Here is a 15,719-nt window from a genome sequence, read left to right as displayed (position 1 = left end):
GGCGGGAACCGACCCGGAGCGAGGCGAAGGGGCGACCCAGCCAGGAACTCCCGTCAGCGGCGAGGTCCCTTCGGGGGCATGAGCCGGGTAGCAGCCCACTCTGGCGCGACGTTCACCTGGCCGCCGGTGACGAGCCCGGCGGTCGACGCGGCATCCTCGACATCGCTGGCCTGGACGTGCCCGGGCCGGCCGGACTTCGGCGTGAGCAGCACGATGAAGCCTGAGTCGAAGAGCTTGGTCAGGCCGTCCACCATGAGGTCGACGAGGTCCTCGTCGCCGTCGCGGTACCAGATGACCACGCCGTCGGCGCCGTCGTTGAACTCCTCGTCCTCGAGCTCGCTGCCGATGACGTCCTCGAGCGCGAACCGCAGGTCGTCGTCGACGTCGTCGTCATAGCCGAACTCCTGGATGACCTGCCCCTTGGCAAATCCGAGCTTGCTGAAGGACGCCGCTCCCGCGGTCGTACTCACTGTCACCGGTCCTTTCTGTCGTGGCCCTGCGGCCCCACGCTACGTACCCACCTGCACCGCGTGGCCGCGGTGCCACGCCTTGATATGTGCTGGCTCCGACGGTACCGCGAGAGCCCCTCCGACGTGGTGCATCCAGGCGTCGCCGCTCCGTACCAGGTCGGCACCTGGCCCGTGCTGGACCCGAGTGTGACGGCCACCACGGATTGGTAGAGGATGGGTGGGAGCAGCGCCGTCGCCCATCGGCTGCGAGCGCCGCGACCCACGAGAAAGGACGCACGACGTGGCTTCCGAGGCCGGCCCGATCCTCAACGGCATCCCCAGTCAGCTCCCGGACATCGACCCGGACGAGACGCAGGAGTGGCTCGACTCGCTCGACGCGGTGCTCGATGCCCAGGGCCGCACCCGGGCCCGCTACATCATGCTCAAGCTGATCGAGCGTGCCCGGCAGCAGCAGGTCGGCGTCCCGTCGCTGACGGCGACCGACTACATCAACACGATCCCGCCGGAGCGGGAGCCGTGGTTCCCCGGCGACGAGGACGTGGAGCGCGAGTTCCGCCGCTACATCCGGTGGAACGCCGCGATCATGGTGCACCGCGCCCAGCGGCCGGGCATCGGCGTCGGCGGCCACATCTCGACCTATGCCAGCGCCGCGACGCTCTACGAGGTGGGCATGAACCACTTCTTCCGCGGCAAGGACCACCCGGGCGGTGGCGACCAGGTCTACTTCCAGGGCCACGCCTCTCCCGGGATGTACGCCCGTTCGTTCCTCGAGGGCCACCTGACCGAGGCCGACCTCGACGGGTTCCGCCAGGAGAAGAGCCACATCGTCGACGGGCGCATCGCCGCGGTCCCGTCGTACCCGCACCCCCGCCTGCTGCCGGACTACTGGGAGTTCCCGACGGTCTCGATGGGCATCGGGCCGATGAACGCCATCTACCAGGCCCAGTTCAACAAGTACCTCCACAACCGCGGCATCAAGGACACGAGCGAGCAGCACGTGTGGGCGTTCCTCGGTGACGGCGAGATGGACGAGCCCGAGTCGCGCGGCCTGCTCCAGCTCGCGGCCAACGAGGAGCTGGACAACCTCACGTTCGTCATCAACTGCAACCTGCAGCGGCTCGACGGGCCGGTCCGCGGCAACGGCAAGATCATCCAGGAGCTCGAGGCGTTCTTCCGCGGCGCCGGCTGGAACGTCATCAAGGTCGTCTGGGGTCGTGGGTGGGACCCGCTCCTGGCCGCCGACCGCGACGGCGCGCTCGTGCACATCATGAACCAGACGAGCGACGGCGACTACCAGACCTTCCGCGCCAACGACGGCAAGTACGTCCGCGACCACTTCTTCGGGCGCGACCCGCGCACCGCCAAGATGGTGGAGAGCTGGACCGACGACCAGATCTGGTGGGACCTCAAGCGCGGCGGCCATGACTACCGCAAGGTCTTCGCGGCATACAAGGCGGCGATGGAGCACACCGGCCAGCCGACCGTGATCCTGGCCAAGACGATCAAGGGCTACGGCCTCGGATCCCACTTCGCGGGGCGCAACGCGACCCACCAGATGAAGAAGATGACGCTGGAGGACCTCAAGGCCTTCCGCGACGGGCTGCGCATCCCGATCTCTGACGAGCAGCTCGAGGCCGACCCGTACCGTCCGCCCTACTACCACCCGGGCCCGGACAACGAGGTCATCAGGTACTCCGTCGACCGGCGCAGCAAGCTCGGCGGCACGCTGCCGCAGCGCCGCGTCCGGTTCGAGCCGGTCAAGCTGCCTGGCGACGACGCGTACGCCCAGGTGAAGAAGGGCTCGGGCAAGCAGGAGGTCGCCACCACGATGGCGTTCGTCCGCCTGCTCAAGGACCTCCTGCGTGACAAGGAGTTCGGCAAGCGGATCGTGCCGATCATCCCGGACGAGGCGCGCACGTTCGGCATGGACGCGTTCTTCCCGACGATCAAGATCTACAACCCGAACGGCCAGAACTACACGCCGGTTGACGCCGAGCTCATGCTCGCCTACCGCGAGAACGAGCAGGGCCAGATCCTGCACCTGGGCATCAACGAGGCAGGCTCGCTGGCGGCATTCACCGCGGCGGGCACGTCGTACGCCACGCACGGCCAGCCGATGATCCCGATCTACGTCTTCTACTCGATGTTCGGGTTCCAGCGCACGGGTGACTCGATCTGGGCGGCGGCGGACCAGATGAGCCGCGGCTTCCTGATCGGCGCGACGGCAGGGCGCACGACGCTCACCGGCGAGGGCCTGCAGCACGCCGACGGCCACAGCCCGCTGCTGGCCTCGAGCAACCCGGCTGTCGTGCACTACGACCCGGCTTACGCCTACGAGATCGCCCACATCATGCAGGACGGTCTGCGCCGGATGTACGGCGAAGGGATGACTCCCGAGGAGTCCAACCTCATCTACTACCTGACGGTCTACAACGAGCCGATCGTGCAGCCGGCCGAGCCGGAGAACGTCGACGTCGAGGGCCTGCTCAAGGGCATGTACAAGCTCAAGGCTGCCGACACCGAAGGCTGGCAGCACACGCCTGCTCGGGCACAGATCCTCGCTTCGGGTGTCGGGGTGCCATGGGCCCTGGAAGCCCAACAGCTGCTCGCGGACGACTGGGGCGTCGCCGCCGACGTATGGTCGGTGACGTCGTGGAACGAGCTGCGGCGTGACGGCCTCGCGGCCGACGAGCGCGAGTTCCTGGCACCGGACGGGCCGCCGATCGTCCCGTGGGTCACCCAGTGCCTCAAGGACACCGAGGGCCCGGTCGTCGCCGTGTCGGACTACATGCGCGCGGTCCAGGACCAGATCGAGCCCTGGGTTCCGGGGACCTTCGCCTCGCTGGGCGCCGACGGCTTCGGCTTCTCCGACACCCGCCCGGCGGCGCGCCGCTTCTTCCACATCGACGGCCCGTCGGTCGCGGTGCGGACGCTGCAGCTGCTCGCCAAGGACGGCAAGGTCGACGCCGACGTCCCCGCCAAGGCGGCCGACAAGTACCGCCTCGACGACGTCACGGCCGGCACGTCCGGCAACGCCGGCGGCGAGAGCTGACCTCAGGCCCTCAGAGCCGCCCTGGACCACTCACCGCCTCGGCAGCTGGTCAGTGACGTCGCAGCACTGCGACGTCACTGACCATCCCGGGCGCTGCCAAGAGAGATGCACCGCGATGTAGGCGAGACAGCGGGTGGATAGGTATGCGTGACTGTGCATATACTTGCAGCCGTGTCCAAGGTACTGACCTCCATCCCTGTCGGTGAACGAGTCGGGATCGCCTTCTCCGGCGGCCTCGACACCTCCGTGGCTGTCGCCTGGATGCGCGAGAAGGGCGCGGTGCCGTGCACCTACACCGCGGACCTCGGCCAGTACGACGAGCCCGACATCGACTCGGTCCCCGACCGCGCCGGGCAGTACGGCGCGGAGCTCTCGCGCCTCGTGGACTGCAAGACGGCGCTCGTGGAGGAAGGCCTGTCGGCGATCGCGTGCGGCGCGTTCCACATCCGCAGCGGCGGCAAGACCTACTTCAACACCACCCCCCTGGGCCGCGTCGTCACGGGCACTCTGCTCGTGCGCGCCATGCAGCAGGACGGGGTCTCGATCTGGGGCGACGGCTCGACCTTCAAGGGCAACGACATCGAGCGGTTCTACCGCTACGGCCTCATGGCCAACCCGGAGCTGCGGATCTACAAGCCGTGGCTCGACGCTGACTTCGTCTCCGAGCTCGGTGGGCGTCACGAGATGTCCGAGTGGCTGACGGCGCGCAGCCTTCCGTACCGCGCCTCGGCCGAGAAGGCGTACTCCACCGATGCCAACATCTGGGGCGCCACGCACGAAGCAAAGACGCTGGAGTTCCTCGACGAGTCGATGGAGGTCGTCGAGCCGATCATGGGCATCCGATTCTGGGACCCGGCCGTCACGGTCGAGGCCGAGGACGTCACGGTGCGGTGGGAGCGGGGCCGCCCGGTCGCGATCAACGGCCGCGAGTTCCCCGATGCCGTCTCGCTCGTCATGGAGGCCAATGCCATCGGTGGACGCCACGGCCTCGGCATGAGCGACCAGATCGAGAACCGCATCATCGAGGCGAAGTCGCGCGGCATCTACGAGGCGCCGGCCATGGCTCTGCTGCACCTCACCTACGAGCGGCTCCTCAACGCGATCCACAACGAAGACACCATCGCCAACTACCACGCCGAAGGCCGTCGGCTGGGCCGCCTTCTCTACGAAGGCCGCTGGCTTGACCCGCAGTCGCTCATGCTTCGCGAGTCGCTCCAGCGGTGGGTCGCCTCCGCCGTCACCGGAGAGGTCACGTTGCGGCTGCGACGTGGCGACGACTGGTCCGTCGTCAACACGACCGGGCCGGCCTTCAGCTACCACCCCGAGAAGCTCTCGATGGAGCGCACCGAGGACGCGGCGTTCGGCCCCGTCGACCGGATCGGCCAGCTGACGATGCGCAACCTCGACATCGCCGACTCGCGCGCCAAGCTGGAGCTGTATGCCGGTCAGGGCCTGCTCGGCTCCCGCGCGGCCGAGCTCGTGGGCGAGCTCGCCCCAGGCGGCGCCACCGCCATCGCGGCCAACCCCGCCGCCGCCGACGTCGACAGCACCGACGACGCTCTCGACCGCGCCGCGATGGAGTTCGGCACCGACTGATCCAACTGTTCACCCTCCCAAGGGTGCGGACACGTGCCGCAAATGGTACAAACGAACCCGCACACGAACTGGGGAGGTTCCGCATGCGGCGTCGCTCGCTGCCCGCTGTCATCATGCTCGTCTCGACCTGCGTCGCCCTACCGGCCGGTCCGGCCGGTGCCAAGCAGGTGGATGACTGGCGGCTCGACTCCAGGCCGGCCGTCGGCTCGTCGACAGTCCAGTCACCGTCGGCCACCCAGTCGACCGCGCAACAGGCGTCGGGAGGACTGGCCCGCGTCAAGCCGACTCCGGTCAGGCCGACCACGGTCACGGTCGGCATCCCGGTCGCCAAGTCGGGCTCGACCAGCGCAGGCGCGAGCAGCTCTGGCCCGAAGCCGTCTACGAGCGCTCGTCCGGGCTCGGTCGTCGCAGCCGAGCTGACCCGCGAGGGCACCGGCTTCGACGTGGCAGGGGTGACCTTCTCGGGCCCGGCCCCCAAGGGCCTCACGGTCGAGGCGCGCACACGCTCGTCCCGCGGATGGAGCAGCTGGACGGAGCTCGACGTCGAGCCGGACGAGGGGCCGGACGCCAGGTCCGCCGAAGGCCGTCGAGCGGTCCACGGGACGTCGCCGCTCGTCGCAGCGCAGTCGAACGGCATCCAGGTGCGAGTCCTCACCACCAGCGGTGACGCCCCGCGCGACCTGAATGCGGCTCTCGTGGACGGGGGGTCGTCCGCTGCAGATGCGACCATGGCCGGCATCGCGACGGCCAACCCGTCGAGCGCCCGCACCGCCCTCTCTGCGACGTCTGCAACGTCAGGCACGTCAGGCACCGCAAGCGGTTCGGTGCTTCGACCCGCCATCATCACCCGGGCCCAGTGGGGCGCCGACGAGTCGATGCGTCCGTGCACTCCCGAAGCGTTGACCGGCTATCAGGCCGCCGTCGTGCACCACACGGTCGACTCCAACACCTACACCGCCGAGCAGGCCGCCAGCGTCATCCGCGGCATCTACGCGTACCACACTCAGAAGCTGCTCTGGTGCGACATCGGGTACCAGTTCCTCGTCGACCGGTTCGGCCGTGTCTACGAGGGCCGTGTCGGAGGCCTCGACGGCTTCGTGCTCGGCGCCCAGGCCGGCGGCTTCAACAGCACCACCTTCGGCGTGTCCGTCATGGGCGACTTCACCACGATCGCCTTCCCCCCGGCTGTCCTCACCGCGGTCTCGGACGTCATCGCCTGGCAGGCGGACCGGGCCGGCTTCGACCCGTCGATGCCCGTCGTGCTGACGAGCGGCGGCAGCACTCGCTACCCCGTGGGCACTGTCATCACGGTGCCTCGCGTGATGGGTCATCGTGACCTGTCGGCGACCGAGTGCCCGGGCGACCGGGCCTACCCGCAGGTTCCCGCGATCCGATCGCAGGCGGCCGCCTCGTGGCTGGCCGGCCAGGGGCCGAGGTATGTCGCGGCCACGGCCCAGCGCATCGCCGGGACGCTGCAGGTCCAGGGCCCGACGGGGACCCCGTCGACGCCTCCGCGCCAGCCCACCCGGACCACGCGCTGACCCCCTCCGAGGGTCCTCGGTGACCTCGTCACCGAGGACCCTCGGAAGCGCCGGCGACCCGTCGGACCCAGCTCGCTCCGGGCCGGTTGTCGACGGCATACAAACCGTTTGCCGCTGGCGCCCCTAGGCTGGCGCCGTGAGCCCCCGACGCCAGCGGCCCAGCGAGGCGACGACGCGTGCGGTCGAACGCAGCTCGGGTGAGCTGGCGACGCTCGCTTCGCGCCGCATGGAGGAGAACCTTCGCTGGTATCGCGGCCTCTCCGCCGAGGACCGCTCCCAGGTCGGCCTCGTCGCGCAAGCGGGCATCTCGCAGTTCATCGCATGGTTCCGCCAGGAGGAGGGACACGCCCCCTCGGCGATCTCGATCTTCGCCAACGCACCACAGGAGCTGACCCGCACGGTGAGCCTCCGGCAGACCCTTGACCTGGTCCGGACGGTCGTCGAGGTCGTCGAGTCGAGAGTGGAGAGCCTCGCCGGGCCGGGTGACGAGCAGCTGCTGCGTGAGTCGGTGCTCCGCTTCTCTCGCGAGATCGCGTTCGCCGCCGCCGAGGTGTATGCCGGTGCGGCCGAGGCGCGAGGAGCCTGGGATGCCCGCCTCGAAGCGCTCGTGGTCGACGCGGTCCTCAGGGGCGAGGCGGACGACTCGATGCAGTCGCGGGCCAGCGCACTCGGCTGGGGCGATGTGTCTCACGTGACCTTCGTCGTGGGCAGCACTCCCCCGGGACGTGGCAGCGCGGTGCCGGCCGTCGACGAGCTGCGCCGTTCGGTGCGGCAGCACGATGTCGAGGCCCTGGCGATCGTGCAGCGGTCCCGACTCATCGCCATCCTGGGCGGCACCCGCGCGGTGCTGCCGATCGTCGATGCCGTCGCCGACTGCTTCGGTCCCGGCCCGATCGTGGTGGGGCCGACCGTGCCCCACCTGTTCGCGGCCGGGAGGTCCGCCCGCTCGGCCCTGTCCGGACTCTCCGCAGCGGCCGCGTGGCCCGGCGCGCCACGGATCGTGGAGTCGGACTCACTCCTGCCCGAGCGCGCTCTCGCGGGCGACCCGCCGGCGCGGAGAATCCTCGTCGAGCGGATCCATCGCCCCCTGGCCGCACCCTCCCAGGCTCCCCTGCTGGCCACCGCGACGGCATACCTCGACAGTGGCGGCTCGCTGGAGGCCACGGCTCGTGCCCTGTTCGTGCACCCGAACACGGTGCGCTACCGGCTCGGGCGGATCGCCGACGTGACGGGCTACGACCTCACCGCTCCGAGAGAGGCCTGGGCGGCCCGGATTGCACTGGCCGTCGGCCGGCTCGGCTCGAGCTCGCCGTGACGGGGACCACACCCGGCGCGTGACCTCCGCCACACGAATGCCGACCTGCCGCTAGGATTTGGAGGATTTCTCCAAACTATCGACCCGGACTTCGTGCCAATCGGTGGCGGGGTCCCCGACAGTAACCGGGAAAGGTTGGACACGTGCTAGCGATCGTCTGCCCTGGACAGGGCTCACAGACACCCGGCTTCCTCACCCCGTGGCTTGAGCTCGACGGGGTGCGTGACCACCTCGGCGCGTACGGCGAAGCCGCCGGCCTCGACCTCGTGGCCCACGGCACCGAGTCCGACGCGGACACGATCAAGGACACCGCGGTGGCCCAGCCGCTCATCGTCGCGGCCGGCCTCGTCACTGCCGGGGTCCTGTTCCCCGATGCCTCTGCGCTCGCCGGCACCAAGGCGGCGCTCGCCGGGCACTCGGTCGGCGAGCTCACGGCGGCTGCCCTCGCGGGCGTCGTCACAGCCGACCAGGCGATGTCCCTGGTGGCCACCCGTGGCCGCGCTATGGCCGAGGCCAGCGCGGTGACCCCGACGGGCATGGCAGCGGTGCTCGGCGGCGACCCCGACGAGGTCGTCGCCAGCCTCGACCGTCGCGGCCTCACGCCCGCCAACATGAACGGCGCAGGGCAGATCGTTGCCGCGGGCACGATGGACCAGATCGCCGAGCTGCGCGCCGAGCCGCCGGCCAAGGCCCGCGTCATCCCGCTGCAGGTCGCCGGTGCGTTCCACACCCGCCACATGGCCCCAGCAGTCGAGGCGCTCGGCTCCGCCGCTGCGGACATCACCCCCGGCGACCCCACGCTGACGCTGCTGTCCAACGCCGACGGCCAGGCCGTCTCGTCCGGCGCCGACGCCGTCGCCCGGCTCGTCCGGCAGGTCAGCAACCCGGTGCGCTGGGACCTGTGCATGCAGACCCTCCAGCAGCTCGGCGTGACCGCCGTGCTCGAGCTCGCGCCCGCCGGCACCCTCGTCGGACTGGCCAAGCGCGCGATGACCGGCGTGGAGACGCTGGCCGTGAAGAAACCCGACGACCTCGAGTCGGCCCACTCCCTCATCGCAGCCCACACCGGCGGATGACTGGCGCCAGGACACCAACTGGCGGCACGCTCGTGTCATGGCCCCCGACGGACGGCCACCCCGCCCGCTCCCCCGGCCTGAACCATCTGCCCCGACTCCGACCCACTGACCCCCACCAGCGAGAAGGCCCCACGTGACAACCTCCAGTGGCATCGCACCTGTTCCCAAGGGCACCGGCACCCTCGTCGACTACGGCGCGTCGCGGCACTCGCGCATCATGGGCGTCGGCGCCTACCGCCCGGCCCGCGTCGTCATGAACGCCGAGATCGTCGACCAGATCGACTCGAGCGACGAGTGGATCCGCGAGCGCTCCGGCATCGTCAGCCGCCATTTCGCCGCGGAGGACGAGTCGGTCATCGACATGGCCGAGCACGCCGCCAGGCAGGCGCTCGAGCATGCCGGCATCGCACCCGACCAGGTCGGCTTCATCCTCATGGCGACCGTGACGCACCCCTACCAGACCCCGGCGGCTGCGCCGGAGCTGGCCTCGCGTCTCGGCTCCACGGCGCCGGCGATGGACATCTCCGCGGCCTGCGCGGGCTACTGCTACGGCGTGGCCGTGGCGAGCGACATGGTCAAGGGCGGCTCCGCCGACTATGTCCTGGTCATCGGAGTCGAGAAGCTCAGCGACTTCACCGACCCCTACGACCGCGGCACCGCGTTCATCTTCGGTGACGGCGCCGGCGCGTGCGTGATCGGCCCGAGCGACACCCCGGGCATCGGCCCGACCGTGTGGGGCTCCGACGGCACGCAGCGCGACGCGATCACGCAGAAGCAGGCCTGGACGGAGGTCCGCGAGTCGTGGAAGGCCGCGCAGGCGGACAAGAGCGTCTGGCCCGCGATCGGTATGGCCGGCCAGACCGTCTTCCGCTGGGCTGTCTGGGGCATGGCTCCCGTTGCGCAGCAGGCCATCGACAAGGCCGGCATCAAGGCCGACGACCTCGACGCCTTCATCCCGCACCAGGCGAACATCCGGATCATCGACGCCATGGTCAAGCAGCTCAAGCTGCCGGCCGACATCCCCGTGGCGCGCGACATCGTGACGACCGCCAACACCTCGGCGGCCTCGATCCCGATCGCGACCACCCGCATGCTCGCCGAGAAGGAGATCCCGAGCGGCGGCCTCGCGCTGCAGATCGGGTTCGGCGCCGGGCTGGTGTATGCCGCCCAGGTCGTCGTGCTCCCCTGACCCTCCCAGCTCCCGCCGCCCCGACGGGTCAATCGGGGCATCGGAAACGAACATCCGCCACGGATGCCACCCACAACAAGGAGTAGACAGATGGCTCAGTCCGAGCAGGAGATCCTCGAGGGTCTCGCCGACATCGTCAACGAGGAGACCGGACTCGACACCGCGTCCGTCGAGATGGACAAGTCCTTCACCGAGGACCTCGACATCGACTCTCTCTCGATGATGACGATCGTCGTCAACGCCGAGGAGAAGTTCGGCGTGCGGATCCCCGACAGCGAGGTCAAGAACCTCAAGACCGTTCGCGACGCCGTCAGCTACATCGCCGGCGCGCAGGCCTGACCCCCTGCGACCCTCGGGCCAACGCCCGGACCCGGCGCCCGCCACGATCGGGCGCCGGGCAGGGCGGCCGACCGGACGGCATACCCCGTCGGACGGCCGACCAGCATCACCAGCACCACCACAACCAACTCGACTCAAGGAGCACGTCACCATGACGAGCAAGCGCGACCAACGCGTCGTGGTCACCGGTCTCGGCGCCACCACGCCCATCGGGGGCACCGCCACGGAGACGTGGGAGGCCCTGCTCGCCGGGCGTTCCGGCGCCCGCACGATGGACTTCGACTGGGTCTCCAAGTACGAGCTCCCCGTCACCTTCGCGGCGATGATCGCCACGAGGCCCGAGGAGGTGCTGACCAGGGTCGAGACCCGGCGCCTCGACCCGTCGAGCCAGTACGCCCTCATCGCCGCACGTGAGGCGTGGGCCGACGCCGGCGCCCCCGAGGTCGACCCCGAGCGCCTCGGCGCCGCGGTGGGCTCAGGCATCGGTGGCGTCTGGACGCTCCTCGACCAGTGGGACGTCCTCAAGGAGAAGGGGCCCCGCCGGGTGTACCCGCTTGCGGTGCCGATGCTGATGCCCAACGGTCCCGTGGCCGCGGTCTCCCTCGACCTGGGCGCCCGCGCTGGCGCCCACACGACCGTGAGCGCGTGTGCGTCCGGCGCTGAGAGCATGGGCTACGCCATCGACATGATCCGCACTGGTCGTGCGGACGTCGTCGTCGCAGGAGGCACCGAGGCGGCCGTGCACCCGCTGCCGATCTCCGGCTTCGCCGCGATGCAGGCGCTGTCCACTCGCAACGACGACCCCGAGAAGGCGTCACGGCCCTACGACACCGAGCGCGACGGGTTCGTCCTCGGCGAGGGCGCGGCCATCATCGTGCTCGAGTCCGAGGAGCACGCCAGGGCGCGCGGCGCGCGGATCTATGCCGAGCTCGCGAGCGTGGGCATGTCGGCCGACGCGCACCACATCACGGCTCCCGAGCCCAATGGCTCTGGCGCTGCGCGCGCGATGAAGTATGCCGTCGAGCTGGCGGACCTGTCGCTCGAGGACATCGTGCACATCAACGCGCACGCAACCTCCACGCCGGTCGGCGACGTCGCCGAGTACAACGCGATCAGGCGTGCGTTCGGCGACCACACCGAGAACATGTCGGTGACGGCGACCAAGTCGATGACGGGCCACCTGCTCGGCGCGGCCGGGGCTCTCGAGTGCGTCATCACGATCCAGTCGATCCACAACCGGCTCGTCCCGGCCACGATCAACCTGGACAGCCAGGACCCCGAGATCCCGCTCAACGTCGTGTCCGGCGAGCCGCTGAAGCTGCCCGCCGGCGACATCGCGGCGCTCAACAACTCGTTCGGCTTCGGTGGCCACAACGTCGCCCTCGCCGTCCGCAGCTACTGACGCTACAGACGCAGCACCGCACAGCGAGGCGTGCTCGCTCGACCGGGAGGCTCCCGGCCGAGCGGGCACGCTGTCGTCTCAGCCCTTGACGCACATGAGGGTCGTGAGCCGGTTGACGACCTCGACCAGCGGGCTCGGCCCGCTCGCCTGGGCCTCGATCACCGACTCGAGGTCCTTGTATGCCGCGGGGATCTCGTCGATGACCCCGGCGTCCTTTCGGCACTCGACACCGGCGGTCTGGGCACGCAGGTCGTCGACGGTGAACTGCCGCTTCGCCGCGTTCCGCGACATCCGGCGACCGGCTCCGTGGCTCGCCGAGCAGAACGAGTCCTCGTTGCCGAGGCCACGCACGACGTAGGACCCGGTCCCCATCGACCCCGGGATCAGGCCGAGGTCGCCCAGGCCCGCGCGAATGGCGCCCTTGCGGGTGACCACCACGTCGACGCCCTCGTAGGACTCCTGCGCGACGTAGTTGTGGTGGCACCGCACCGGCTCGTCGAAGACCACGTGCGGGAAGACGGAGCTCACGACCTCGCGGATCGTCGCCATCATGACCTCACGGTTGAGCAGCGCGTACTCCTGGGCCCAGTAGAGGTCGTGCAGGTATGCCGCCATCTCGTCCGTGCCGGCGAGGAAGACCGCGAGGTCACGGTCAGGCAGCCCGAGGTTGTGCTCGAGCGACTTCGCCGTCGCGATATGCCGCTCCGCGAGCTCCTTGCCGATGTTGCGCGACCCGGAGTGCAGCATGAGCCAGATGCGGCCGGTCTCGTCCGAGCACACCTCCGCGAAGTGGTTGCCGGATCCCAGCGAACCGCACTGCGCTGCAGCGCGCCCCTCCCGGTCGGCCACCTGAGGTGCACGCAGCTGGCCGAACCGGTCCATGAGCGTCGCGAAGCGCTTGGCGAGTCCCACCTCGCGCCGGAGGACGGGGGCTGTCCCGTCGTGCGCGTTCCAGCCCACCGGCAGGACGGCCTCGACAGCCGACCGCAGCGCGGCCAGGTCGTCGGGCAGGTCCTCGACCGTGAGGCTCGTGCGCACGCCGGTCATGCCGCAGCCGATGTCGACGCCGACGGCGGCCGGCGACACGGCGTCGCGCATGGCGATGACCGAGCCGACGGTGGCGCCCTTCCCGAGGTGGACGTCGGGCATCACCCGCAGGCCGTGGACCCACGGCAGGCGGCTGATGTTCCGGAGCTGCTCGAGGGCCGCGGGCTCGACCGAGGCCGGGTCGGCCCACATCAGGGTCGATGCCTGCGCGCCGGGGAGCGCGACAGGGAAGGTGGTCATGGTCCTGATCCTTTCGTGTGTGGTCGGTGATGGGGTCCTAGGCGGTTCGGGCGTGCTCGTGAGGGGACGGGCGGACGTTGCCTGGCAGGTCCGTGGTCGGCCGGCCCTTGGCGAGGAGCTGGCCTCCCCAGACGCCCCACTCCCGCCGCTCCCGTGCCACCGCGAGGCAGGCCGCGGTGAGCGGACACGCACGGCAGATGGCCTTGGCGGCCTCCTCGTCGGCCACCGTCGCCGGCCAGAAGAGCTCTGCGTCCTCGTCCGCGCACCGCGGGACCTGTCCCGCGGGCACGAACGGATGCGACGTAGCCGCGGAGTACGCGAAGCCGTCGATGCCGACGCTGCCGACGCTCCCGCCGGGTCCCGGGCTCGGCCGCATGGACAGCTGGCCCAGGGATCGGCTGTGGAGGTTGGTTCGGATGCGCGTCATGCAGCAAGCTCCTCTCGGATAGCGGTCGAGATCGTGGGGCGACATCGGTCGGTGGGTGGCGGACAGTGGCGGGCGGGCGGCCTCCTTCCCGGTCTGACCGGCGCGCAGTACCCATGAGAAACCGCCCCTACCGAACGTCCGGTGGGGCGGCTGCGCGACGTGCGAGCGAAGCTCGCGGGCTCAGGTCAGCGCAGGTCTCCCCGCCGGGACTCGTCCGATGTTGCCTTCTGGCCGCAGGAGGCCGAAGCCCTCCTGCTTGCTGGGATAGGCGACATCGGCGAGGCGACCACATCGCTTCGCTTTCAAGTCGAGTCCCGTTGCCATGACAGGCCTTTCGGTGAGATCTGGGTGGTGGGCGCGGCGTGGACACCGACCCACAGGCCATCGTGTCAGGTGGGACCCATTGGTGCCCAATAGTTTTCCGCCTCCGTATGCCGTCGCCCTCACGGCCCTGTGGACGTGGCCTCACTCGACGGTCGAGTGAGCGCGTCGTCCCACCGGTCGCATGGGCGACGAGCGGGCTCAGCCCGGGTCGGAGCCGGTCGGCACGGGTGCGACGAGGGCCCGGGCGCACGAACCGCCCGGGCCCTCGTCGTCCCGTCCGCCACGCTGGAGGTCGCAGCCGACGAGACGCTGAGAGTCAGCCCACCTTGTGCAGCCAGCGCACGGAGGCCCCGTCGCCGGCATACCGGAAGACCTCGAGCTCCTCGTCCCAGGGGACGCCGAGAAGCAGGTCGAGCTCGTCCTGGAGAGCCTCGACGTCGCCCCGTGTGCGCAGCACCGCCTCACGGAGCCGGTCCTCCTGGACCACCGCGTCCCCGGAGGCGGAGGTCATCGTGTGGTGGATGCCAAGACGCGGTGTGTACGACCAGCGCGCGCCGTCACAGCCCGGCGAGGGCTCCTCGGTCACCTCGTACCGAAGGCCGTCCCAGCCGCGCAGGGCGCTGGCGAGATCGGCACCGGTGCCCGGCGCACCTGTCCAGGCCAGCTCGCTGCGCAGCATCCGCGGAGCCACGGGCTGCGGGATCCAGTCCAGCGCGACGCGTTGGTCGAGGACGGCCTCTATCGCCCACGTGATGTGCGGGCACAGCGCCGCTGGGGCCCCGTGTATGAACACAACCCCACGTGTGGTGGTGCGCGACATCGCGACAGACATCCGGGACCTCCTGAAGTTGCAGGGACGTCTTCCCCAACGCCTGCGATTTCGTGGGTCCGTGTGCTGTCGGTGCCGTGATGCAGTTGTGCTCACCGAGGTGAGCGCTCGTCCATTGTGCACCACCGGTCACACCGGCACCAGCATTTCGGGGGCAATCGTCCGAGCACGCCGGCGCTCCACCCGGCACGGGGCGCGGTGCGTGTGGCATCGTTCGAGTGGTGCCGGAGAGCCTGGTCAGCCTTCGGGTGTGACCCCCGGGAAGAGGTAGACCTCGCCGTCGCGCACCTCGATCTTGTGCGCTGCGACCGGCTGCGTCGCGGGCAGACACATCGGCTGGCCGTTGCGCAGGCAGAACCGCGTCGCGTGCAACGGGCACTCGACCTCACCTGCCTCGACCCAGCCCTCGGCGAGCGACGCATCCTCATGCGAGCAGGTGTCGTCCAGCGCGTAGTACGTGCCGTCGTCGTCGCGGAAGAGCGAGATGGGCTCGTCCGTGCCGGTCAGGGTGGTCTCCAGTGCAAGCGCCTCGCCGGGCTCGACGTCGTCGACCGCGGCAACGCGGATGCCGTCACTCATGCATGCGTCCTTCGGCTCACAGGGTTGTTGCTCCGTTGCGAGCCTAGAGGGGTCGACAGCGGCGGCACGCACCGGTCGATAGACTCCGAGCCGTCCTCGCGGCCGACCTCGGTCGCGCGAGGTCCCGGGGCAGTAGCTCAGCCGGTCAGAGCAGCGGACTCATAATCCGTCGGTCCAGGGTTCAAGCCCCTGCTGCCCCACCAGAGTTTGTGTATGACTCCGCCTGATGCTTGACGTTTGGGCTTCGGTTGATGCCTGACAGTGTTTCGGCTGATGCTTGACAGTTGCTTCGG

The 15,719-nt window shown here is 70.0% G+C and carries 13 protein-coding genes and 1 tRNA gene; 9 read left to right on the top strand and 5 right to left on the bottom strand.

Annotated features, from left to right (window positions below):
- Positions 1–53: 53 nt before the first annotated feature.
- Positions 54–470 (bottom strand): DUF3052 domain-containing protein, encoded by a 417-nt coding sequence (locus tag ACYVLP_RS01445; RefSeq protein WP_460625560.1) that lies wholly within the window; start codon positions 468–470, stop codon positions 54–56.
- Positions 471–750: 280 nt separating this feature from the next.
- On the opposite strand from ACYVLP_RS01445, the gene aceE reads away from it, so the two are divergent.
- The 8 genes from aceE (at position 751) to fabF (ending at position 11,980) form a co-directional block, all read left to right on the top strand.
- Positions 751–3,522, top strand: coding sequence for a pyruvate dehydrogenase (acetyl-transferring), homodimeric type (gene aceE, locus ACYVLP_RS01440; RefSeq protein WP_460625559.1), 2,772 nt, complete (start codon positions 751–753; stop codon positions 3,520–3,522).
- A gap of 171 nt (positions 3,523–3,693) precedes the next feature.
- On the top strand, positions 3,694–5,118 hold the full coding sequence (argG, locus tag ACYVLP_RS01435; RefSeq protein ID WP_460625558.1) for an argininosuccinate synthase: 1,425 nt from the start codon (positions 3,694–3,696) through the stop codon (positions 5,116–5,118).
- An 83-nt stretch (positions 5,119–5,201) separates the two neighbouring features.
- The gene (locus ACYVLP_RS01430) at positions 5,202–6,659 is read left to right on the top strand and encodes an N-acetylmuramoyl-L-alanine amidase (protein ID WP_460625557.1); all 1,458 of its coding nucleotides are present in this window, start codon (positions 5,202–5,204) and stop codon (positions 6,657–6,659) included.
- Between the two features lie 136 nt (positions 6,660–6,795).
- The gene (locus ACYVLP_RS01425; RefSeq protein WP_460625556.1) at positions 6,796–7,974 is read left to right on the top strand and encodes a PucR family transcriptional regulator; all 1,179 of its coding nucleotides are present in this window, start codon (positions 6,796–6,798) and stop codon (positions 7,972–7,974) included.
- A 143-nt stretch (positions 7,975–8,117) separates the two neighbouring features.
- Entirely contained in the window at positions 8,118–9,050 is a 933-nt protein-coding gene (locus ACYVLP_RS01420; protein WP_460625555.1) for an ACP S-malonyltransferase, read from the top strand.
- A 217-nt stretch (positions 9,051–9,267) separates the two neighbouring features.
- On the top strand, positions 9,268–10,239 hold the full coding sequence (locus tag ACYVLP_RS01415) for a beta-ketoacyl-ACP synthase III (protein WP_460625919.1): 972 nt from the start codon (positions 9,268–9,270) through the stop codon (positions 10,237–10,239).
- 90 nt (positions 10,240–10,329) lie between these two features.
- Positions 10,330–10,578, top strand: a complete 249-nt coding sequence (locus ACYVLP_RS01410; protein ID WP_452267965.1) for an acyl carrier protein — start codon at positions 10,330–10,332, stop codon at positions 10,576–10,578.
- A 151-nt stretch (positions 10,579–10,729) separates the two neighbouring features.
- Complete coding sequence (gene fabF / locus ACYVLP_RS01405) at positions 10,730–11,980, top strand: beta-ketoacyl-ACP synthase II (RefSeq protein WP_460625554.1); 1,251 nt, start codon at positions 10,730–10,732, stop codon at positions 11,978–11,980.
- Between the two features lie 78 nt (positions 11,981–12,058).
- Here the strand turns inward: fabF and ACYVLP_RS01400 are convergent, their stop codons facing one another.
- From ACYVLP_RS01400 to ACYVLP_RS01385, 4 genes are all read right to left on the bottom strand, one after another.
- Positions 12,059–13,267 (bottom strand): RtcB family protein, encoded by a 1,209-nt coding sequence (locus ACYVLP_RS01400; protein WP_460625553.1) that lies wholly within the window; start codon positions 13,265–13,267, stop codon positions 12,059–12,061.
- Positions 13,268–13,304: 37 nt separating this feature from the next.
- Positions 13,305–13,694, bottom strand: a complete 390-nt coding sequence (locus ACYVLP_RS01395) for a WhiB family transcriptional regulator (protein WP_460625552.1) — start codon at positions 13,692–13,694, stop codon at positions 13,305–13,307.
- A 640-nt stretch (positions 13,695–14,334) separates the two neighbouring features.
- Positions 14,335–14,850, bottom strand: coding sequence for a DUF3145 domain-containing protein (locus tag ACYVLP_RS01390; protein ID WP_460625551.1), 516 nt, complete (start codon positions 14,848–14,850; stop codon positions 14,335–14,337).
- Between the two features lie 234 nt (positions 14,851–15,084).
- On the bottom strand, positions 15,085–15,426 hold the full coding sequence (locus ACYVLP_RS01385) for a bifunctional 3-phenylpropionate/cinnamic acid dioxygenase ferredoxin subunit (protein WP_460625550.1): 342 nt from the start codon (positions 15,424–15,426) through the stop codon (positions 15,085–15,087).
- A 126-nt stretch (positions 15,427–15,552) separates the two neighbouring features.
- On the opposite strand from ACYVLP_RS01385, the gene ACYVLP_RS01380 reads away from it, so the two are divergent.
- Positions 15,553–15,629, top strand: a tRNA-Ile gene (locus ACYVLP_RS01380).
- The last annotated feature ends 90 nt before the right edge of the window (positions 15,630–15,719 follow it).

The organism is Intrasporangium mesophilum (genome assembly GCF_054783095.1).
Note: the sequence above shows the minus strand (reverse complement) of the source record. Positions and strands in the feature narration are given on the sequence as shown.